We start from the raw sequence: 21,690 nt of genomic DNA, 5'->3' as shown, positions 1-21,690 counted from the left end.
ATGGCGGAGTTGGGCTGAATGTCCACAATATCGGCAGCGGAACGGGCGGTAACTTGGAGCACAAAAAATTCAAGTAGTTTCTTTTGAACTCTCTTGCTTAATTTACAATTGGTTATCTGCATTTTCGTAGCCTGGCATAACTGCTAATCTACGTCAGCCCCTAAAAATAAGGTGGTATTAGCCCGCCGCCTTATTATGCCATTTTGGATACCTGTAGTTTGAATCTTAACTTACACCACAACCGTCCCTTCAGGTAGCCCATTTTGTGGCAGTAATACTATTTCCCTGTCGCCTCTTTCTCCGTTAAAACCGTACCGGCCAGATAATCGTAGAGGAATTGGCGGGAGGGGTGGATGAGGGCAAAGCCGATGGGCAGTATCCACCACGCCAATGCCATGCCGGCTACGGTTTGAGGCGGCAGCGGGGTGAGTTGGCGCAGGATACTGAATGAAGCGAGCGGCAGCAGCAAAAGCAGCACGGTGGCCCAGATGAAGCGCAGGCGCAATTGGCGCAAGGAAGGTCGGCTGCCGGCGAGGGTTTGCAGCTGCAGCCGCCACACTTTCATCGGCAGGGTTTGCCCGCGCGGGCTGTGCCAGCAAAGGCGGAAATAGCCCCACCATACGGCGAGGATAATCAACGCCACGACAGTTTCAGCCAGCAGCGGCACATTATGCAACACCATATTGGCGGCGGCGGCGGGGATAAAAGCCACGCAGGTTACGGCGGCCAGCAGCAAGGCTTCGTAGCACAGGGCGGCGAAACGGCGGCGGAAAGAGGCGGGGAAAGGAGTGCTCATACGAAGTGTTGTTGGCAAAAAGAATGAATGGTTTGACTGTGTTGCCGGAGGCTACCTGAAAACGGGTCGATCACCAAATCGGCGGGCAGTTTGCGCAGCCAGGTGAGCTGGCGCTTGGCAAGCTGGCGGGTGGCGGCAATGCCTTGGGCGATGAAGGTGTTGCGGTCGGTTTCGCCTTGCAGATGTGCCCAAGCTTGGCGGTAGCCCACGCAGCGTACGGCGGGGTAGTCGGGGGTGAGCTCGGGATATTGCACTTGCAATCGGCCTACTTCATCAAGAAAGCCTTGCTCCAGCATGGCGTAGAAGCGTTGTTCGATATTGCGGTGCAACCGTTCGCGTTGCGCCGGAATCAGGGCGATGCTGCACAAGGAGAGCGTCGGCGCGGCGTTGGGCTGTTCGGCGAAGTGTTGGCTGAGCGGCCGGCCGGTGAGCAGCCACACTTCCAATGCGCGTTCGATGCGCTGGCTGTCGCCGAGCTTGAGGCGGGCAGCGGTGGCGGGGTCGGCCTGTTGCAGTTGGGCATACAGGTGTGGCAGGCCGTGTTGCTGTTTTTGCTCTTGCAGTTGGCGGCGGATTTCAGGATTGGCGGCGGGCAGGCTGTTGAGGCCATTAACGAGGGCGTGGTAGTACATCATGGTGCCGCCCACAATCAGCGGCAGGCGGCCGCGCGCATGAATTTCACGGCACAGGCGCAGGCAATCGTTCAAAAAATCGGCCACGCTGTAGCTTTGCGGCGGGTTGATGATATCGATGAGATGATGCGGCACGGCAGCGCGCTCGGCAGGAGTGGGCTTGGCGGTGCCGATGTCCATGCCGCGGTAAATCAGTGCGGAATCGAGGCTGACGATTTCCAGCGGCAGCTTTTCGGCCAAGGCAAGCGCGAGCGCGGTTTTGCCGGCAGCAGTGGGGCCGAGCAAGGCGAGTGCCTGCGGTGGGGTGGATTGCGGCATGGGGCTACCTGAAAAAGAAATGGATATTCCGGCTTTGTGTTTCAGCCACACAAAAGGCTACCTGAAACATAAAGCCACACGGCGCGGCATTCTATCAGCCGCATGATAAAAAACAAAATATAGCGCATTAGAATAAGAAGGCTGCTTCGTTGCCCCGACCTATCCCGCTCCCGCCTTTCAGGCTACCTGAAAATCAGGTAGAGTTCGGCCTAACGTAATTTCCCCATAATTTCTCCATTACACCACATGAAACACAGCCAATTTCACCGCATCGGCATCGTTACCCGCCCCAACACCCCGCAATTGGGCGAAACCCTGAGCGAACTGGTGGCCTTCTTTTTAGACAACAGCATCGAAGTGCTGCTAGACGAAGAATGCGGCGTCGATTTGTCTGCCAACCTGCTGGCCGAACGCTGCCGCAGAATATCTAAAGAAGACATGGGCACCTGCTGCGATTTGGTGCTGGTGCTCGGCGGCGACGGCACATTTTTATCCGTAGCCCGCCAACTTGCCCCCTACCGCATCCCCATCATGGGCGTGCATTTGGGGCATTTAGGCTTCCTCACCCAAGTGCCGCGCCAAAACATGATTGCCGACATTTCGCGCATGCTCGCCGGCCAATACCTGCCCGAAGAGCGCATCATGCTCGAATGCACCGTGCAGCGCCACGACGAATCCGACTGCACCGCACTGGCCCTCAACGAAGTCGTCATCAGCCGTGGCGGCTTGGGGCAGATGATTGAATTCGAAGTATTTATCAACCAAGAATTTGTCTACACCCAGCGCTCCGACGGGTTGATTGTGTCCACCCCCACCGGCTCCACCGCCTACGCCCTGGCTGCCGGCGGGCCGATTCTGCAATCCACCCTGCGCGCCCTCACCCTCGTACCCATCTGCCCGCAATCCATGACCAACCGCCCCATCGTGGTGCCCGACAGCTGCGAAATCGAAATCCTCATCACCAAAGCCGACAACGCCCGCGTACATTGCGACGGCCAATCCCACATCGACCTGCACAGCATGAACCGGCTCACCATCCGCCGCTACCGCAACACCCTGCGTGTGCTGCATCCCACCAACTACCAATACTACAAAACCCTGCGCCAGAAACTGCATTGGGGCGAGCAGCTGGTTTAGCAGACAGAGGCTACCTGAAAACAGTTTTGATAAAGGTACGGATAGTAAAAATGAAACCAGCCGGGCTCATGCCCGGCTTTTGGTTTTTCAGGTAGCCTTTCCACCTTGGAATCCGCCATGTGTAAATACCAGACAATTCAAATTAAAAAGGCTACCTGAAATTTTTAGCTTCACTTTCAGGTAGCCTTTCCAAGCAATAAACAACCAGCAAAACCGCATGGGTAACATGCCTTTAAGTCCATCCCTCCGGCATGGCTGCGATATTCAAAATATGGTTTTGATAAATTTCCGGCAGCAAGGCCAGTACGGTTTCTTTGCCCGATATTTCCACATCCCGCAAAGTCTCTGCCAACAACTCCACCGACATTTGCTCTATAGCCCGAGCCGACAAGGGCGCATAGCTCAAATGCCAAGGCTCGGGAAACATCCCTCCCTGCTGCTGTTGATACGGCCGGAAAAAACCAAAGCGGTGTAGATTCTCGTCCAACCATTGGTGCAGCGGCCGGAAAATACCGCCCTCCCCCACCTCAACCGGCAATAACTTCGGCTGATAGCCCGGCGGCATAGCAGCAGCGTCCACTACGTCAATTTCCGTTCCCCAATGATGTCTGCTACCTCCCGGCAATGCCGACCAATCTAAAATATGCCGAATAATCTGCTCTTCCGACATTGCGCTGCGATCGCGTACATTGCCGTATTCGTCATACAGCGGCTTTTTGCCTGCAAACTTGTGGTTCCAAATACGAAGCTGGGTTTTAAAATCTCGGAACGTGCTGAACGGCTGCATATCGATGCCGTCTTTCCGCGCGGCGGCACGCATAGCCATAAACGCTTCCGCCGCCTGAGGATGGGCAGCAAACCGTGGGGAATCGTATTGCACGACATGATTGCGGGTGCGACCGGTGAGTTCTAAATTTGAAAACATATTAAGTGTAAATTATTAGAATAATTAAATCAGATGCTTATGCTTTTCAGCTAGCCTCTTTGCCGCCTGATGCCTTGCTATGCGTATCCGCCCATTCAATCAATGCCTGGCGCAAGTCTTCTAAGCCCAGGCTTTGGGTAACGGAAAGGCGCACGGCGGCGATTTGGCTGCTTTTGCTGCGCAGGATGCCGGGCTGTTGCTGCTCGGCGGGCAGGAGGTCGATTTTGTTATACAGCAAGAGCTGCGGCACATCGGCCGCGCCGATTTCGGCCAGCACGCGGTTGACGTCTTCCATGCGCTGCTCGTAGTCGGGCTGGGAAACGTCGGCCACATGGAGCAATACGTCGGCTTGGGCGGTTTCCTCCAGCGTGGCGGAAAAGGCGGCCACCAGGCGGTGCGGCAGGTCGCGCACGAAGCCGACGGTGTCGGTGAGGATGATGCTGTGCTCACGGTCGAGATACAGGCGGCGGGCGGTGGTGTCGAGCGTGGCGAAGAGCTGGTCTTTGGCCAACACGTCGGCTTTGGTGAGGCGGTTGAACAGACTGGATTTGCCGGTGTTGGTGTAGCCCACCAGGGCGAAAGTAGGCAGGCTGCCCTGCTGGCGGGCCTTGCGGCGGGTGGCACGCTGGCGGCGCACGTCGGCAAGTCGTTTTTTCAGGGTGGTGATTTTTTGGGCGATCAGGCGGCGGTCGGTTTCGAGCTGGGTTTCGCCCGGGCCTTTGAGGCCGATGCCGCCTTTTTGGCTTTGCAGGTGGCCGTAGCCGCGCACCAGGCGGCCGGAAAGGTGGGTGAGCTGCGCCAGCTCCACTTGCAGGCGGCCTTCCTGGCTTTGCGCGCGCTGGGCGAAAATGGCAAGGATGAGCCCCACTCGGTCGAGCACGCGGCATTGCAGCTTGGCTTCGAGGTTGCGCTCCTGCGTGGGCGTGAGCTCGTGGTTGAACACGGCCAATTCGATATTGTGCGCCTGCACTTCGGCCGCCAGCTCCTCGGCTTTGCCGCTGCCCACAAACAATGCGCCGCTGGGGCGGTCGCGGCGGGCGGTGGAAACGTGCACCAACTCCCCGCCGCCGGCACGCACCAGCTCGGCGGCTTCATCCAGCACATTTTGAAAAGCGTGGGCGCGCTGCTCGTTGCTGCCGGAGAAACTGTCGGACAGCATCACGCCCACCAGCAATACGCGCTCGGGGCGGCTGAGGGATTTATCGGGCTGGAATGGGGGGCGGCGTGGCATGGCATCAGGCGGAATGGATTGAAGATGCGGCATTATAGCGCATGGGCAGGCGGCTGCTCGAAAGCAATTTCAGGTAGCCTTTATTGATGAGGCTACCTGAAAATCTTGGCTTCGCAGAAACTCGGCTGCCTTCGGCAGTTTCGTTTCAGGTAGCCTTTTTATACCGCCCGGGCTTACTTGCCGCTGCCCAGTTTCGGCAACACCGAGCCTTCGCCCAGCAAGAGCAGGCCGCTGTCGGCGTAGATGCCGAGTTTGGCGCGGGTGTCGGTAATGTCGAGGTTGCGCATGGTGAGCTGGCCGATGCGGTCAAGCGGGGTGAAGGCGGCATTTTCCACTTTTTCCATGCTCAGGCGTTCGGGCGCGTAGGTGAGATTGGGCGATTCGGTGTTCAGAATCGAATAGTCGTTGCCGCGGCGCAGTTCGAGGGTGACTTCGCCAGTAATGGCTTTGGCCACCCAGCGTTGGGCGGTTTCGCGCAGCATCAGGGCTTGGCTGTCGAACCAGCGGCCTTGATACAGCAGGCGGCCGAGGCGCAGGCCGTTGATGCGGTATTGCTCGATGGTGTCTTCGTTGTGGATACCGGTGAGCAGGCGCTCGTAGGCAATGTGCAGCAGCGCCATGCCGGGGGCTTCGTAGATGCCGCGCGATTTGGCTTCGATGATGCGGTTTTCGATTTGGTCGCTCATGCCCAAGCCGTGACGGCCGCCGATGCGGTTGGCTTCGAGGAAGAGTTCGACGGGGGCGGCGTATTCTTTGCCGTTTAATGCAACCGGTACGCCTTCTTCAAAGCGTACGCTGACTTCTTCGGGTTTGACTTCGACGCTTTCGTCCCAGAAGGCAACGCCCATGATGGGCTTAACGATTTTGATGCCGCTGTTGAGGAATTCCAAGTCTTTCGCTTCGTGGGTGGCACCCAGCATGTTGGAGTCGGTAGAGTAGGCTTTTTCAACCGACATTTTGTAGTTGAAGCCGTTGGCAATCAGAAATTCGCTCATTTCATGACGGCCGCCGAGTTCGTCGATAAATTGTTGGTCGAGCCAAGGTTTGTAGATTTTCAACGCGGGATTGGTCAATAGGCCGTAGCGGTAGAAACGCTCGATGTCGTTGCCTTTGTAGGTGCTGCCGTCGCCCCAGATGTTAACATCGTCTTCTTTCATGGCGGAAACGAGCATGGTGCCGGTCACGGCGCGGCCCAGAGGCGTGGTGTTGAAATAGGCGATGCCGCCGGTGGAAACGTGGAACGCGCCGCATTGGATGGCGGCGATGCCTTCGTGTGCCAACTGCGCGCGGCAGTCGATCAGGCGGGCGTTTTCTGCGCCGTATTCCATCGCTTTTTTAGGAATGGCGTTGTAATCGTCTTCGTCAGGTTGGCCGAGGTTGGCGGTGTAGGCGTAAGGCAGCGCGCCTTTGAGTTTCATCCACAGTAGTGCGGCAGAGGTATCAAGACCGCCGGAGAAGGCGATGCCGACTTTTTGACCGACAGGCAGGGTTTGCAGAATGGTGGCGTTGCTCTGGCTCATGATGCTCCTTTGTTTGGCAAGATGGTTGAAGGCTGGGATTGTGTGCCTAAACGCATGAACTTGTCCAGCCGAAGCAGGCTACCTGAAAGCGTGGGCTCAACGAAGTTAAAGCCAGCCCGGTTTACGCGCATGGCGCTTTCAGGTAGCCTGTGTGCCTTTGGTGAAATCAAGGAACAAGCCATGGGTAATCGGCAAAATCTGCCGCGTCGGCAAATGATTTGGTATGTGCTGTATGCCGGCATTTCCTGCGGCCTGCTCTACGGCGCGCTAACCGTGTTGTGGAAAGGCGGCTGGCAGTCGCCGCAGGCCATGCTGCTGCGCCTGGCGGGATTCAACGGCTTGAGCATCGTGCTGACCTCGGCCATCCACTGCCTGTGGCTGCTCGCGCTGCCCGCCCTGCTCACGGGCTGGCTGGCCGGCCGCTTGGCTTGGCAAAACAATCTGCCGGGACGGGCAATGGCCACTTTGGCCTGGACGGGGCTGACGGCGGTTTTATATGCCCTGCCGCAGCTGGCGGGCATGGATGTGGTGCCGGGGCTCAACCAGCTGATTGCCAATACTTTGGAGGGCATGCTGCCCGTGCCCGACGGCATGTTCAGCCAGCTGATGTCCACGCCGCCGTGGTATGTGCTGCCCGCGCTGTTTGCGGTCGGCGGCTGGTTCTCGGCCATGATGGTGCTGCCCTACGAGCAAGACGAAACTTGGGGCGACCGTACAGGCGAACGCGGCGAGCAGTGGTGAGGGAAACCGATGAGGCTACCTGAAAATACAGACGGCGCTGTTTTAACTTCGTTGAAGTTCATGCTTTCAGGTAGCCTCAGCGATTTGGCGCAAGCCGCTTCCGCCCTACCCCGTATCTTGTATAATCGCGCCCTATTCCAACTCAATTTTAAAAGGATCATACCGTGAACCGTTTCTACCCCCACCCGCTGATTGCGCGGGAAGGCTGGCCGTTTATTTTGGGCGGGCTGCTGCTGAGCGTGCTGGTGAGCATCTGCTGCGGCTGGTGGTCGCTGCCGTTTTGGGTGTTCACCGTGTTTGCGGTGCAGTTTTTCCGCGATCCGGCGCGCGATATCCCTGCCGATCCGGAAGCCGTGCTTTGCCCGGCCGACGGGCGTATTGTGGTGGTGGAACGCGCCGAAGACCCGTTCCGCAAAGTGCCCGCGCTGAAAATCAGCGTGTTTATGAACGTGTTCAACGTGCATTCGCAGCGCGCGCCGGTTGACGGCACGGTAACGCAGGTGGACTACTTCCCCGGCCAATTCGTTAACGCCGCGCTGGATAAGGCCAGCACGGAAAACGAGCGCAATGCGGTGTTTGCCACCACGAAAAGCGGGCGCGAGCTGACCTTTGTGCAGGTGGCCGGTTTGGTGGCGCGGCGTATTCTGTGCTACGTGCAGCCGGGCGAAAAAATCACGCGCGGCCAACGCTACGGCTTTATCCGTTTCGGCTCGCGGGTGGATGTGTATCTGCCCACCGATGCCGTGCCGCTGGTGGCCATCGGCGAAAAAGTGCGTGCCAGCGAAACCATTTTGGCTCGTTTGCCGCTGGAAGCGAATGGCGAACAAACCGTTATCGAAACAGCTTCGGCCTTGGTGCAGGAAGCAGCGGAAGAAGTGCTGCCGGAGTAAGCGGGCGCGGCCTTTCAGCCAAGGCTACCTGAAAGCATGAGCTTCAACGAAGTTAGAGTGGATTAAATTTAAATCAGACAAGGCGGCGAGCCGCAGACAGTACACACGTTACGGCAAGGCGAGCCAACGCTGTACTGGTTTTTGTTAATTCACTATAAAACAGGCATACCGGCCTTCCGGCATCCATATCCAACCAGCAAAAAAGGCTACCTGAATTTTCAGGTAGCCTTTTGCCTGTTTGGGCAAACCGTTGGCAATTAATCCGCCAGTTTCACCACGCCGTTCATCACGCCGGCATGGCCGGGGAAGGAGCAGAAGAATTTGTAGTTGGTGCCGGCAGCCAGTTTGGCCACGGGGAAGGTAACGGAGGATTCTTCGCCGCCGCCGATAATTTTGGTGTGGGCAATCACGCGCTCGTCGCCGGGTTTCACATAATCGTTGTCCGGGCCTGCACCCACGCCGTCGTTGTTTACGCCGTTCACATCGCCCTCGGCAGTAATTACAATGTTATGCCCCATCGCGGTTTTGGGCGAGCTGCCGGTGTGTTTGAGGGTAACGGTGAAGTCGGTACAGCCTTTGGGCACGCTGATTTCGGCGGTGTTGTACTGCATGCTGTCGCCGGTTTCCACCAATTTCGAGCAGCCTTCGGCAGCGGCGGCGGGAGCAGAGGCGGCTTCAGAGGCCGGCGCGGCTTGGGAAGCGGCGGAGGCGGCCGAAGCGGCGTGGTCGTGATGGGCTTCGGAAGCGGGCGCGCTGGGGGCGGTTTCGCCGCCGCAGGCAGCCAGCGCCAGGGCGGCGGCAATCAGGGGAAGATACAGTTTCATAGCATGGTCCTTATCAAAACACGGGTAAATACTGCGTGGGCGATTATAGCGAACTGCCCTGCCTTTTGATACTGCCGATACGGCGCTGTTTTACCCGGCAGCATCAAATGCTGCTGTATCAAAAACCATCCGGCTTTCAGGTAGCCTGAAAGCAGGATAGTGGCATGGGCGGTTTTTAGCCGGCCTGCGGTGCCGTATGCTCTTCGTTTACCGCGCCGCTGTTTTGATACAGGGTAAACAGGGGCACGCCTTCGTTGCGGACGCGGTCGCCGCCGGGCAGGTCGGTAAATTCAAGGATGGCGGCGGCTTCCACCACATTCCCGCCAAGCTTGCGGATGAGCTTGATGCCGGCATGCATGGTGCCGCCGGTGGCCACGAGGTCGTCCACCAGCAACACGCGGGCGTTGTCTTTAATGGCGTCGGTATGGATTTCCACAGTAGCTTCGCCGTATTCGAGCGCGTAGCTTTCGGAAACGGTGGTGAAGGGCAGCTTGCCTTTCTTACGAATGGGCACAAAACCCACGTTGAGCTGGTAGGCCAGCGCGGCGCCGATGATGAAGCCGCGCGCATCCAGCCCGGCCACCACGTCGATGTCTTGCGTCATGTAGCGGTAGGTGAGCAAATCTACCAGCAGGCGGAAATATTCCGGGCTTTGCAGCACGGGGGTGATGTCGTGAAACAGCACGCCTTCCTGCGGCCAGTTGGGAATTTTACGGATTTTCTGCGCCAGCATTTCAACGGTCATGACTTCGGGATGGAACAGCATAGCGGTATCTTTCAGGTAGCCTGTGCGAAACGCGAATCTTACCACTTCCCCACACAAAATTGCACCTGCATCAAACTCCCTGCACCAACCAGGCCCCACCCGTTGGATTTTTGGTTACAATCAACTTCTATACCGCAAAAATTCATACCGCAAAAAAGGGGAACCATGGAGACCGGCTATTCCGACACGCATGTAACCAACCTGCAAGAATGCATAGCCTGGCTGAAAGGCTATGCCGCGCAGCAAAACGAGGCCGACCGCACACTCTTGCAGCAGGCGCTCGCACTGGCCGAGGCGCACTACCCCGCCGACGCGCAAACCCACGCCGGCGAGCCGCTGCTGCCGCACACTGTGGGCGCGGCGCAAATGGTGGCGCAGCTCGATTTGCTGCCCGAAGCCGTGGCCGCCACCATATTGTCGGGCATGTCCAAGCAGGGCGGGGATTGGCAGCTTCAGGTAGCCGAGCAATGTGGCCAAACCGTATGCAGCCTGGTGCAGGGTATCGACCAAGTGCAGAAGCTCACCCACTTTGCCCGCGTGGACGGCTTGGCCACGCCTGAAGAGCGTGCCGCACAGGCCGAAACCATGCGCAAAATGCTGTTGGCCATGGTGTCCGACATCCGCGTGGTGCTAATCAAGCTCGCCCTGCGCACCCGCACCATGCAATACCTCGGCGGCTGCCCCGACAGCCCGGAAAAACGCAGCATTGCCAAAGAAACGCTGGATATTTTCGCCCCGCTGGCCAACCGCTTGGGCGTGTGGCAGCTCAAATGGCAGCTCGAAGACCTCGGCTTCCGCCATCAAAACCCCGAAGAATACCGCCGCATCGCCCACCTGCTCGACGAAAAACGCCCCGAGCGGCAGCACTATATCGACCACTTCCTCGGCATCCTCAAAGCCGAGCTGGCCAAATACGGCATCCGCGATTACGACGTGGCCGGCCGCCCCAAACACATCTACTCCATCTACCGCAAGATGGTGAAGAAAAAGCTCGATTTCGAAGGGCTCTACGATATCCGCGCCGTGCGCGTGCTGGTGAACAGCGTACCCGAGTGCTACACCGTGCTGGGCATCGTGCACAGCCTGTGGCAGCCCATCCCCGGCGAATTCGACGACTACATCGCCAACCCCAAAGGCAACGGCTACAAAAGCCTGCACACCGTGATTGTCGGACCGGAAGACAAAGGCATCGAGGTGCAAATCCGCACCAAAGAAATGCACCAATTCAACGAATTCGGCGTGGCCGCCCACTGGCGTTATAAAGAAGGCGGCAAAGGTGATTCCGCATACGAACAGAAAATCGCCTGGCTGCGCCAGCTCTTGGATTGGCGCGAAAACATGGCCGAAAGCGGCAAAGCCGATCTCGCCGCCGCCTTCCAAACCGAGCTGTTTAACGACACCATTTATGTGCTCACCCCGCACGGCAAAGTGCTCTCCCTGCCCGTGGGTGCCACCCCCATCGATTTCGCCTACGCCCTGCACAGCAGCCTGGGCGACCGCTGCCGCGGCGCCAAGGTAGACGGCCAAATCGTGCCGCTCTCCACCCCGCTGGAAAATGGCCAGCGCGTGGAAATCATCGCTGCCAAAGAAGGCGAGCCATCGGTAAACTGGCTGTATGAAGGCTGGGTGAAAAGCAACAAAGCCGCCGCCAAAATCCGCGCCCACATCCGCCGCCAAAACGCCGAAAGCGTGCGCGAACAAGGCCGGCTGCAGCTGGAAAAAACCCTGCTCAAAGTGCTACCCAAGCCCAATATGCAGGCTTTGGCCGAAAAACTCGGCTTCAAAAAACCGGACGAGCTCTACACCGCCGTGGCACACGGCGAAATCATGCCCCGCGCCGTGCAGAAAGCCTGCGGCCTGCTGGCCGAGCCGCCCGCCGCGCCCGTGAGCACCGAGAGCATCGTCAAACAGTCGCGCATCAAAGAAACCGGCGGCAAAGGCGGTATCTTGGTGGACGGCGAATCCGGCCTGCTCACCACGCTGGCCAAATGCTGCAAACCCGCCCCGCCCGACGAAATCGCCGGCTTCGTAACGCGCGGGCGCGGCATTTCCATCCACCGCATCGGCTGCGCCTCCTTCCAGAAGCTCGCCGCCGAAGCGGCTGAAAAAGTTGTGCCGGCCTGCTGGGCCGGTGTGCCTGCCGGGCAAGTGTTTGCTGTGGATATCGAAGTATCCGCCCAAGACCGCAACGGCCTGTTGCGCGATATTTCCGAAGCACTGGCGCGACACAAACTCAACGTTACCGCCGTGCAAACCCAATCGCGCAACCTGCAAGCCAGCCTGCGCTTCACGCTGGAAGTACATCAGGTGGACGACCTGCCGCACGTGCTCGCCAGCCTCGCCAACGTGAAAGGCGTAACCGGCGTGAGCAGGCTGTAGACACACGGTTTGACACAAATTAAGGCTACCTGAAAACTCAACCAAGCATTTTCAGGTAGCCTTCCCATGCCCATCCCAAGACCACAATCGCCCCACCCCATTCAAGGAACCCCACCATGCCGCAATCCCCGCAGCTTTTGGCGCAGGAGCTGGCCGAGCACAAACGGCAAATCGTTGCCGACTACCGCCGCCGCCGCAGCCCGCAGCGTTTTTTTGCTGCCTACAGCGCCCTGCTCTCGCACACCGTTACCACGCTGTGGCGGCAGATGCAGCTGGAAGGAGAGCTGGCGCTGCTGGCATTAGGCGGCTTCGGGCGCGGCGAGATGTATCCGCATTCCGATGTGGATTTGGGCATTGTGGCGGCCGATGCCCTGAATGAAACGCAACAGCAGCAAATTGAAACTTGGCTGCAAACTTTGTGGGACATGGGGCTGAATCCCTCGCTGAAAACCGGCAGCGTGGCCGAACTGTGCACCGGAGCAGCAGAAGATTTAACCGGCGACACCTCGCTCCTCGAAGCCCGTCTGCTCCACGGCAGCCGGGAACTGTTTGCCCGCCTGCGCCGTGATTTGGATGTGCAGCGCGACCTGACGGCCTTTGCCGAGGGCAAACTGCTGGAGTTGCAACAGCGGCATCTGAAAGCGCAAGCGGGCAGCAGCCTGGAGCCGAACCTGAAAACCTGCCCCGGCGGCCTGCGCGATATCCACACCATGCTCTGGCTGGCGCGGGTGCAGGGCATTTCGCCGCAGCTGCACCGCCTCGCCCGCCAAGGCATCCTCACCCGTACCGAAGCGGCCATGCTGCGCCGCAGCCACCGCAGTCTGGCGCGCATCCGCATCGAGCTGCACCTGGCCGCCGGCAAGCCGCAGGAGCAGCTGCGTTTCGACTTGCAGCCGCAGGTGGCCTACGCACTGGGCTACACCGATGACAGCAAACAAGTGCGCAGCGAGCGGCTGATGCACACGCTCTACCGCGCAGTGAAAACCGTGAAGCAGCTGAGCGGCATCCTGCTGCCGATGCTGCGCGGGCGCATTTCCTCGCCGCTGCCGCGCGTGGCGCTGGATTTAGACGAACACTATTTCCAAGTAAACAACCTCATCGCCGTGCGCGATAAAACCTTATTCCGCCGCGAGCCGCAGCATATTTTCAAGGTGCTGGAGCTGTGGCAGCAATACAGCCACCTCTCCGGCCTCGCCCCCGAAACCCTGCGCGCCTGGTGGCAGGCGGTGCAGAAAACCGACGCCCGTTTTTATGCCGACCCGGCCAACCGACGCCGCTTCATGGGCTTCTTCCGCCACGGCGGCGGGCTCACCCACCTGCTGCGCTTCCTAAACCTCTACGGCGCGCTTTCGCATTACTTGCCCGAGTGGGGCAAAATTGTCGGCCTGCTACAGCACGACCTGTTCCACGTTTACCCCGTGGACGACCACATCCTGATGGTGGTGCGCAATATGCGCCGGCTGGCTCTGGAAGCGCACAGCCACGAGCTGCCTTTTGCCAGCGCCCTGATGCACGCTTTCGAGCGCAAACCCGTGCTGTATTTGGCCGCCCTGTTTCACGACATCGCCAAAGGGCGCGGCGGCGACCATGCCGAGCTGGGCATGGAAGACGCCCGCCGCTTCGCTGCCAACCATTTCCTGAGCCAATACGAAACCGACCTGCTCGTGTGGCTGGTGGGCAACCATCTTTTAATGTCGCTCACCGCGCAGAAAGAAGACATCCAAGACCCGGCCGTGGTGGCCGCCTTCTGCCGCCGCGTGCAAACGCCCGAGCGGCTCACCGCGCTTTATCTGCTCACCGTGGCCGATATGCGCGGCACCAACCCCAAAATCTGGAACGCTTGGAAAGCCAGCCTGCTCGAAACCCTGTTCCGCTCCGCCCTGCAATACTTCGGCGGCAAAACCACCAGCCGCGACATGGCCGTGAGCCGCCGCCAGCAAAAAGCCCGCCAGGCCTTGGCCGAAGCGGGCGTGGGCGAAGCGCAAAGCCGGGCGCTGTGGCAGCAGCTCGGGCAGGCCTATTTCGTGCGCCACAGCGCCGACATCATCCTGTGGCACCTGCCCCTGCTGGCCGCCAACGCCGAAACGCCCCAAGCCCACATCCGCCCCCTGAGCGCAACTAATGGCCTGCAAGTGATGGTGTTTATGCCCAACCGCGACCGCCTGTTTGCCGGCCTGTGCCGCCTGTTCGGCCGCCACCAGCTCGGCATCCTCGCCGCCCACGCCTACGTTACCGACCACCAATACATCCTCGACACCTTCGTGCTGCAACTGCCCGCCAACTGCCTGCCCGACGACATCGAGCGCATCAGCACCCGCTTGCAGCAAGCCTTAGACCAATTCGTGCGCCACCCGCCGGGCGCCGTCGAACCCAGCTCCCCCCCCCACCGGCTGAGCCGCCGCCTGCGCCACCTGCCCATTGCGCCGCGCATCACCCTCACCGCCGAAGAAACCGCCGGCGCCTACACCCTGGAAATCATCGCCGCCAACCGCGCCTTCCTGCTGGCCGACATCGCCGACGTGTTTGCCCAGCTCAACATCAGCCTCAGCTACGCCGCCATCGCCACCTTCGACGAACGCGTGGAAGACAGCTTCCTAATCCGCCATCCGCAACTGGCCGACACCGCCTTCCAGCTCAAACTCGAACGGCTGCTGCTGGAACGTATCGGCAGCTGAAGGCAGGCTACCTGAAAACCAATACGCGCGAACCGCATACTGGCTCTAGCGGCTGCTTCCGATTTTCAGGTAGCCTGTAATAGAACAGCGGACATGGTTAGCACCCACCCGCAGCAATAGCAAAGGCTACCTGAAAATATCCGCTCCAACTCAGCCGCAATCCATACCAAGCGGTTGGCAGATTTTCAGGTAGCCTCAATCCGATGCTAGGTATGATTCATACCCAGCCTACCGCTATTCCATATTCTCTTTCAGCCACGTTTGCAGCAAAGGATTGTTGATTTGAAACGCGCTATTGCCGAATTTGCTGATCATGTCTTTGCGTTGCAGCTTTCTGATGGCGCTTTGCACGGTGCTCACTTTCACGCTTTCCACGCCCAATATCCGGGCGGCCTGTTCTCTAAACTCCGCGCCATACGGGCTCACCTCCCCCTGCGCCATCGATTGCAGCAGCAGCCGCTCGATAGCGCTTAATGCTTTCCACTGCATCGGGATATTGCTGTTTTCCTGCATCTGCCCGAGCCGCACTTGTGCGGCGGCCTCCAGGCTGAGCGCGGGATTGATGATCATGTCTTGAATCACGGCGCGGATATACATCGGGCTTTTGTTGAACTGCTCGAAAATGGCGTAAAACTTCTCCGCATCCAGCTGCTGCCCGGTTCGGTCGTGATAAACGCCGGCCAAAAAATCGATGAAATCCTGCCCCAAGGTGGGGAAATCCAGCGCGTGGGAAAAGTGGAAGAAAGGGGCTTTGATGTCGTTGAACATGGAGCGCAGGCCGTTGGTGCTGCTGCCGGTAAACAGGGTTTTCACGCGGCTTTGGTTGATGTCCAGGCCAGTTCGTAAGCTGCGTATCATGCCTTCGGTATTCGGCAGCCGCGCCAATTCTTGCGCTTCATCTAGCAGCAGCAAGGTGGGGCGGCTGTCGGCGGCGATATAGGCGATGATTTCGCTGATGCCCGGCAGGTCGCGCGGCGGCGTTTCGCGCTCCAGGCCCACGCCCAACACGTCTATCTTGGTTAGGCTGCCGAAAAAGGTTTTCACGCCGTTGCCGGTGCGGGTTTCCAAGGCAAAACGGTGTAGGGCTTCATGGAAAAACTGCGCGGTGCTGGCGCTGTCTTTGTTGTCCATGAAAGAGAAGTAAAACACATTAAAGCCGTTTTTTTCGGCGGCCGGGGCAATATCGTTGGTGAGAAATTGAGTTTTGCCCATGCGGCGCGGGGCAAACAGCGTGAATGCGTTGGATAAGCCGCTTTTCAGGCTACTGAGCAGGGCGGCAGCCAATTCGGTTCTGGGAAAATAGAGAGGGTCTTCCATACGGGATACCTTGGTGTGGGATTAGCCATTATTGTACTGTATTTTGTCTAATTGTACATTTATCGTCTAACAACGTCTAAGCCAGCACCAGCCAGCCCATTGCAGGCTACCTGAAACGCCGCCGTTGCCCGAGCCCGCCCGCTCCAGTAAACTGCCCGCGTTTATCCCTCCCACCGCCACACCATGCCCCAAACCCTCAACCTCCGTAACGGAACCATCACCTATGACAATTTCTTCTGGCTGCTGGAACACGCTGACAGCAACCCGGCCGACCTGCTTTTAGGCGAAGACCTGCTGCAAATCAGCTTTTGCGGCGGGCAGTACCTGCTCGATGCGGGCTGGTATGGCTTCGGCCCGCGCGGGCAGTTTGGCGTGATGCTGGTGGAAAACCAAGATTGGGAACATCCGCTGCGCAAGGAATACACCCGCGAAATCAGCCGCCTGCCCGCCCTGTTGCAGGAGTGCATCGACTGGCTTTACCACACCCGCATCGCCCCGGCCGAGGTCGACCCCCGCCCGCTGCTGCAAGTGGTGGCCGGCATTGTATATAACGATCGCAGCGAGGTGCTGCTCAGTTCGCGCCCCGCAGGCAAAGCCTATGCGGGCTATTGGGAATTTGCCGGCGGCAAGGTGGAGGCGGGCGAGAGCGAGTTGGCGGCATTGCGCCGCGAATTTGCCGAAGAGCTGGGCATCCAAATCCACAGCGCCGTGCCGTGGCTCACCAAAACCCACAGCTACGAACATGCCCATGTGCGATTGCGTTTTTTCCGCGTGCCGGCCGACGGCTGGTGCGGCGAATTGCAGGCACGTGAAGGCCAGCAATGGCGCTGGCAGCAGCCGGGGCGTTATGATGTGTCACCCATGCTGCCGGCCAATGCCGCGCTGCTGGCAGCGCTGGCTTTGCCCACACAGTTTTCAGGTAGCCTGAATGAGGGTTTGCACGCGGCAGACGGTTTTTGCGTGCTGCCACTTCATGCCGCCAACCCGCTGCCGGGCAGCCGCCTGCTGGCGAACTTAGCCGATTTAGCCGCCGATCTGCCGGGCGATGTATGCCGCTGGCCGCTGGTGCACTCAGCCGACGACATTGCCGCCGCAGCCGCTGCCCAAGCCGAAGCCGCCGTGTGGCCGGCAGATAACTCAACCGCAGCAGAACAAGCCTGCGCCGCACTGGCCGAAGGCGTGCCGCTGCCATTGGTGCTGCTGCCTGCCAATGCCGATATAGCAGCGCGCTATGCCGAACGCTGGCTCGCGGCAGGGGCGCATGCGGTGGTGCAAAGGTGATGAAGATGTTTTCAGGTAGCCTTTGCTGATGATTTTGTAATCATGTTTTTCGAGTTTAGATAACTCGCCCAAACTTTTTCAGGTAGCCTCTTATGCCGAACCCCCTCTCCTCCCGCACCAAAATCTTGCTTGCCCTCGCCGCGCTGTTGCTGCTGGCCGGCGGCCACTTCGCCGTACGCCAATGGCGTGCCGGGCAACAGCCCGCTGCCGAAACGGTGGTTCAAACCGATTGCGACCCGCGCCAAGGTTGTACCCTGCCCAACGGCAGCCGCATCCGCTTTGCTGCCGCGCGCCACCGCCCCTTCGATATCACGCTGGAAAACGTGCCGCCCCAAGTGCAGCAGGCCGAAGTGAGCTTCAGCATGGACGGCATGGACATGGGCTTCAACCGTTTCCCGCTTCAGCGCCAGGCCGACGGCTCCTGGCTCGCCGCCCAAATCCGCCTGCCCGTGTGCACCGACCGCCGCGACGGCTACCTGGCAGACATCCGCATCGGCAGCCAGGTTTTTCAGGTAGCCTTCCAAGCCGAATAACCCGTTATTTTAAAAACCAATCGCCACACCATGCCCCTACTGCAAGCCCCCGGCTCCGGCCTAAGTGCCCTGCCCCCGCTCTCGCTCTATATCCACATTCCCTGGTGCATTCAAAAATGCCCCTATTGCGACTTCAACTCCCACCGCCTCAAGCCCGATACCGACGAAGCCGCCTACATCAACGCCCTGCTCACCGACCTGCAACACGAACTGCCCCATGTCTGGGGACGGCTGGTGGACACCATCTTCATCGGCGGCGGTACCCCCAGCGTGTTTTCCGCCGAATCCATTCACCGCCTGCTCAGCGGCGTGCGCGCCCTGGTGCGCCTGCAGCCCGAAGCCGAAATCACCCTCGAAGCCAACCCCGGCACTTTCGAACAAGCCCGCTTCCAAGGCTACGCCGAAGCCGGCATCACCCGCCTGTCGCTCGGCATCCAAAGTTTCGACAACGCCAAACTGCACGCCCTCGGCCGCATCCACAACGGCGACGAAGCCCGCGCCGCCATCGAAGCCGCGCTCGCCATCTTCCCCCGCGTGAACACCGACCTCATGTATGCCCTGCCGCACCAAACCCCCGAAGAAGCCCGGCGCGACGCCGAAACCGCCCTCTCCTTCGGCGTAACCCACATCAGCGCCTACCACCTCACCATGGAGCCCAACACCCCCTTCGGCCGCACCCCGCCCCCCGGCATCCCCGAAGAAGACACCGCCTACACCATCGAACAAGCCGTGCACCACACCCTGCTTGATGCCGGCTTCGAACGCTACGAAACCAGCGCCTTCGCCAAAAACAGCCAGCAATGCCGCCACAACCTCAACTACTGGCAATTCGGCGACTACATCGGTATCGGCGCCGGCGCCCACGGCAAAATCAGCAGCCACCGCGGCATCACGCGCACCACCCGCGCCCGCCACCCGCGCAGCTACCTCGCCGCCATGCAAGGCAACCCCGCCGATGCCGTCGAACGCTTTCAGGTAGCCTCAAGCGAGCTGCCCTTCGAATTCATGCTCAACGCCATGCGCCTCACCAACGGCGTACCCGCCCGCCTGTTCCAAGAGCGCACCGGCCACAGCCTCGCCGCCATCGCCCGCCCCCTGCAGGAAGCCACCCGGCTCGGCCTCATCGACCCCGACCCCACCCTCCTGCGCCCCACCGAACGCGGCCAGCGCTACCTGAACGATTTGCTGCAACTGTTTTTGTAAGTCCGATCCGCCCTTGCAAAGGCTACCTGAAAGTGTGAGCTTCAACGAAGTTAAAACCATTTTTGGTTTCCAGCCCCATAAGTGAGCCAAACCCCAAACTTATCTCTTTTTCAGCATGTCGGCAGCAATAAATTGCCCTAGGCCAAATAACATGCAAAGCCACCAAGAAGGCTACCTGAAACTTTCAGGTAGCCTCACAATCAATCCAGTCCATCAGTCATACAAATGCAGATTCACCACACGCAACAGCTCCGCTTCCACAGCAGGTAAATGGCGTGGCGGGCTGATGCCGTCTTCTTGCGTGATTTTTAGCTGCCTTTGTATTTTATTGTAGTGGATTTTAATCTTTTCGCTGCCAAATACCTTTTTGAATTGATAAAGATAAACCAAGTCGTGCTTGGTGGGCACGCCCTTTTCCAAATCCAACATGGCAAACGGCGCCTCTTCATCGAGAAACTGAATCAAATTGGCAAAATCATCCTGCTTCATCCGATAGAGTGACTGGGCAGTATAGGGAATTTTATTCAATATACCCGCCTTATATTGCCGCCACGCGGCCAATATGGCCTCGCTTACGCCTTTTTCCTGCCCTGGCATCATCCCGCTGGACACCACAACATAATGATGCTCTTCCCCATAGGCAACATGACGCCGCTGAATCATGGCTCCGATACGCGGGCGTAAAAACTTGCCGAGGTAGGGGTGGTTCTTTTTTAATGCCTCCGTGCCAACGCCCACCGCCTGTATATTGCCCCACTTGGCCGACCATTTGCGATACTTGTTGAAAAAATTCAGCGCATCGTGCACTGCAATACCCTGTTCGTCCATACGCACCACCGGCTTGCGCAACAACAACATCAGCAGCACCACGGCATATTGCAGCCAATAAAACAGCCAGCAAAACAGGGAGAGAAGCAGCAAAAACCAATAGCTGATATCGGACAAAACAGCCCGATCGGCCCACAGCGCAAAACAAATCAAACACACGCAAAACAGCCCGGAAAAGCCGCCGTAAAACAGCAGCTCCAGGGAGTGCCACCAACTGTAATAAAGTTTCCGTTCCATTGCCTTCCCCATTGGCAAAAGGCTACCTGAAACTTTCAGGTAGCCTCTAATCCTGCCTCAATCTTCAGCCTTATGCTTCACGGCGGATAATCAACAACGGCAGGCGGGTTTCACGCATCACGGTTTCGGCGAAGCTGCCCATCAGGAGGTGCATCAGGCCGGTGCGGCCGTGGGTGCCCAGCACCAGCAGGTCGGCTTTCTGCTCGGTGGCATAATCCACCAGGCTTTTGGCCATATCGCGTGCGTTTTTGCTGATCACGAGCAGGTGGCGGCCGAGTTTTGCATCTTCGCCCAAAGTGGTACGCGCCTGTTTGATGGCGGCGTCCAAAATGGCGTTGCCTTGTTCGGTGGCAGCAGTTTCGTAGTTTTCATACTGCAAAAACTCGGGGGCAACGGTGGCCACGTATTCGGCAGGGTTGGCCACGTGCACCAATGTGAGCGCCGCGCCAGTGGCCTGAGCCAGGCCGCAGGCCTGTTTGAGCGCATGTTGGGAGGTGCGGCTGCCGTCTACTGCAATCACGATATGTTGATACATAAGCTTTCTCCTAGTGAACGTTATTCCGATGCTTCCGCGCAGAGGCTACAGCCGCCGGACGGGTCTCTTCCTGATACGTTTACAGTATAATACCGATGCACCGAATGTGCCATTTTTTCTACCTGTTTTTTGACTTATCCCGATGATTACTCCCGCCCCAAACGAGCGCCGCTTCGGCGGCATTTCCCGACTCTACGGCCATGCCGCCCTGCAACGCTTTGCCCAAGCCCATGTTTGCGTGGTGGGCGTGGGCGGCGTAGGCTCTTGGGCGGTGGAGGCGCTGGCGCGCAGCGGTATCGGCCGGCTCACGCTGATTGATTTGGACAACGTGGCCGAATCCAACACCAACCGCCAGCTCCACGCGCTTACCGACAATTTCGGCCTGCCCAAAGTAACCGCGCTGCACCGACGCATCCTGCAAATCAACCCCGCCTGCACCGTGCATGAAATCGAAGATTTTGTGGATGCGGAAAACGTGGGCACGCTTTTTGCCGAGCCGTTTGATTTTGTGATCGACGCCATCGACCAAATGCGCGTAAAAGCCGCCATGGCCGCCCATTTTGTGGCGCAGAAGCAGGCCTTTGTGGTGTCCGGCGGCGCAGGCGGCCAGCGCGACCCCGCCCTCATCCGCCGCGCCGACCTCGCCCGCACCACCCACGACCCGCTGCTCTCCAACCTGCGCTACACCCTGCGCCGCCGCCACGGCTTTCCGCGCGATCCGAAAGAGCGCATGAAAGTAAGCTGCATCTATTCCGAAGAAAACGTCACCCCGCCGCAAACCGGCGCCGCCTGCGAAACCGATGCCGCACCGCAAGGATTGTCTTGCGCAGGCTACGGCGCGAGCATGCTGGTTACCGCCGCCTTCGGCCTGTTTTGCGCACAGGCAGCGATAGAACACTTGGCCGCGCAAGTTAAATAACCA

The 21,690-nt window shown here is 59.1% G+C and carries 19 protein-coding genes and 1 pseudogene; 9 read left to right on the top strand and 11 right to left on the bottom strand.

All coding sequences use genetic code 11. The features are described 5' to 3' along the window. The 3 genes and pseudogenes from ACO6EE_RS00355 to miaA all read right to left on the bottom strand — a co-directional run. Positions 1–122, bottom strand: a pseudogene (locus ACO6EE_RS00355) (IS1595 family transposase); the annotation flags it as partial. A gap of 155 nt (positions 123–277) precedes the next feature. After that, positions 278–796 (bottom strand): RDD family protein, encoded by a 519-nt coding sequence (locus ACO6EE_RS00350; RefSeq protein WP_485958559.1) that lies wholly within the window; start codon positions 794–796, stop codon positions 278–280. Next, positions 793–1,746, bottom strand: a complete 954-nt coding sequence (gene miaA / locus ACO6EE_RS00345; protein WP_485958561.1) for a tRNA (adenosine(37)-N6)-dimethylallyltransferase MiaA — start codon at positions 1,744–1,746, stop codon at positions 793–795. Before miaA ends, ACO6EE_RS00350 begins: the two co-directional genes overlap by 4 nt. Positions 1,747–1,992: 246 nt before the next feature. Between miaA and ACO6EE_RS00340 the strand changes: the two genes are divergently transcribed. Then, positions 1,993–2,883 carry an NAD(+) kinase gene (locus ACO6EE_RS00340; protein ID WP_485958558.1) on the top strand — a complete coding sequence of 297 codons (891 nt, stop codon included), beginning with the start codon at positions 1,993–1,995 and terminating at the stop codon, positions 2,881–2,883. Positions 2,884–3,115: 232 nt separating this feature from the next. Here the strand turns inward: ACO6EE_RS00340 and ACO6EE_RS00335 are convergent, their stop codons facing one another. From ACO6EE_RS00335 to argG, 3 genes are all read right to left on the bottom strand, one after another. Continuing rightward, positions 3,116–3,808: a M15 family metallopeptidase gene (locus tag ACO6EE_RS00335; RefSeq protein WP_485958557.1), complete on the bottom strand. Its 693-nt coding sequence runs from the start codon at positions 3,806–3,808 to the stop codon at positions 3,116–3,118. 46 nt (positions 3,809–3,854) lie between these two features. Then, positions 3,855–5,039 carry a GTPase HflX gene (gene hflX, locus ACO6EE_RS00330; RefSeq protein ID WP_485958560.1) on the bottom strand — a complete coding sequence of 395 codons (1,185 nt, stop codon included), beginning with the start codon at positions 5,037–5,039 and terminating at the stop codon, positions 3,855–3,857. A 173-nt stretch (positions 5,040–5,212) separates the two neighbouring features. Then, the gene (argG, locus tag ACO6EE_RS00325) at positions 5,213–6,559 is read right to left on the bottom strand and encodes an argininosuccinate synthase (RefSeq protein ID WP_485958556.1); all 1,347 of its coding nucleotides are present in this window, start codon (positions 6,557–6,559) and stop codon (positions 5,213–5,215) included. 42 nt (positions 6,560–6,601) lie between these two features. Here argG and ACO6EE_RS00320 point away from each other — a divergent pair, with 42 nt between their 5' ends. Both ACO6EE_RS00320 and ACO6EE_RS00315 read left to right on the top strand, forming a co-directional pair. Continuing rightward, on the top strand, positions 6,602–7,300 hold the full coding sequence (locus ACO6EE_RS00320) for a hypothetical protein (protein WP_485958555.1): 699 nt from the start codon (positions 6,602–6,604) through the stop codon (positions 7,298–7,300). 164 nt (positions 7,301–7,464) lie between these two features. Next, positions 7,465–8,190, top strand: coding sequence for a phosphatidylserine decarboxylase (locus ACO6EE_RS00315; RefSeq protein WP_049259183.1), 726 nt, complete (start codon positions 7,465–7,467; stop codon positions 8,188–8,190). A 257-nt stretch (positions 8,191–8,447) separates the two neighbouring features. Here the strand turns inward: ACO6EE_RS00315 and azu are convergent, their stop codons facing one another. Continuing rightward, on the bottom strand, positions 8,448–9,014 hold the full coding sequence (gene azu / locus ACO6EE_RS00310; RefSeq protein WP_485958554.1) for an azurin: 567 nt from the start codon (positions 9,012–9,014) through the stop codon (positions 8,448–8,450). 175 nt (positions 9,015–9,189) lie between these two features. Further along, positions 9,190–9,780, bottom strand: a complete 591-nt coding sequence (locus ACO6EE_RS00305; protein ID WP_485958553.1) for an adenine phosphoribosyltransferase — start codon at positions 9,778–9,780, stop codon at positions 9,190–9,192. Positions 9,781–9,945: 165 nt separating this feature from the next. Here ACO6EE_RS00305 and ACO6EE_RS00300 point away from each other — a divergent pair, with 165 nt between their 5' ends. Together ACO6EE_RS00300 and glnD are read left to right on the top strand one after the other, a co-directional pair. Beyond that, positions 9,946–12,159, top strand: coding sequence for a RelA/SpoT family protein (locus ACO6EE_RS00300; RefSeq protein ID WP_485958552.1), 2,214 nt, complete (start codon positions 9,946–9,948; stop codon positions 12,157–12,159). Positions 12,160–12,275: 116 nt separating this feature from the next. After that, on the top strand, positions 12,276–14,834 hold the full coding sequence (gene glnD / locus ACO6EE_RS00295; RefSeq protein WP_485958551.1) for a [protein-PII] uridylyltransferase: 2,559 nt from the start codon (positions 12,276–12,278) through the stop codon (positions 14,832–14,834). A 234-nt stretch (positions 14,835–15,068) separates the two neighbouring features. Here glnD and ACO6EE_RS00290 read toward each other — a convergent pair whose 3' ends face one another. Beyond that, positions 15,069–16,151, bottom strand: coding sequence for an ATP-binding protein (locus tag ACO6EE_RS00290; RefSeq protein WP_485958550.1), 1,083 nt, complete (start codon positions 16,149–16,151; stop codon positions 15,069–15,071). 183 nt (positions 16,152–16,334) lie between these two features. Between ACO6EE_RS00290 and ACO6EE_RS00285 the strand changes: the two genes are divergently transcribed. The 3 genes from ACO6EE_RS00285 (at position 16,335) to hemW (ending at position 19,168) form a co-directional block, all read left to right on the top strand. Then, entirely contained in the window at positions 16,335–17,432 is a 1,098-nt protein-coding gene (locus tag ACO6EE_RS00285; RefSeq protein WP_485958549.1) for an NUDIX domain-containing protein, read from the top strand. A 92-nt stretch (positions 17,433–17,524) separates the two neighbouring features. Beyond that, positions 17,525–17,965, top strand: coding sequence for a hypothetical protein (locus tag ACO6EE_RS00280; protein ID WP_485958548.1), 441 nt, complete (start codon positions 17,525–17,527; stop codon positions 17,963–17,965). A gap of 30 nt (positions 17,966–17,995) precedes the next feature. After that, complete coding sequence (gene hemW / locus ACO6EE_RS00275; protein ID WP_485958547.1) at positions 17,996–19,168, top strand: radical SAM family heme chaperone HemW; 1,173 nt, start codon at positions 17,996–17,998, stop codon at positions 19,166–19,168. A gap of 213 nt (positions 19,169–19,381) precedes the next feature. Here the strand turns inward: hemW and ACO6EE_RS00270 are convergent, their stop codons facing one another. Both ACO6EE_RS00270 and ACO6EE_RS00265 read right to left on the bottom strand, forming a co-directional pair. Further along, positions 19,382–20,038 (bottom strand): hypothetical protein, encoded by a 657-nt coding sequence (locus ACO6EE_RS00270; RefSeq protein WP_485958546.1) that lies wholly within the window; start codon positions 20,036–20,038, stop codon positions 19,382–19,384. Positions 20,039–20,303: 265 nt separating this feature from the next. Next, a complete protein-coding gene (locus tag ACO6EE_RS00265; RefSeq protein ID WP_003822375.1) occupies positions 20,304–20,768 on the bottom strand; it encodes a universal stress protein in 465 nt (154 codons plus the stop codon). A gap of 142 nt (positions 20,769–20,910) precedes the next feature. Between ACO6EE_RS00265 and ACO6EE_RS00260 the strand changes: the two genes are divergently transcribed. After that, positions 20,911–21,687, top strand: a complete 777-nt coding sequence (locus ACO6EE_RS00260) for a tRNA threonylcarbamoyladenosine dehydratase (RefSeq protein WP_070631491.1) — start codon at positions 20,911–20,913, stop codon at positions 21,685–21,687. The last annotated feature ends 3 nt before the right edge of the window (positions 21,688–21,690 follow it).

It is taken from the genome of Eikenella sp. (assembly GCF_057315495.1).
Note: the sequence above shows the minus strand (reverse complement) of the source record. Positions and strands in the feature narration are given on the sequence as shown.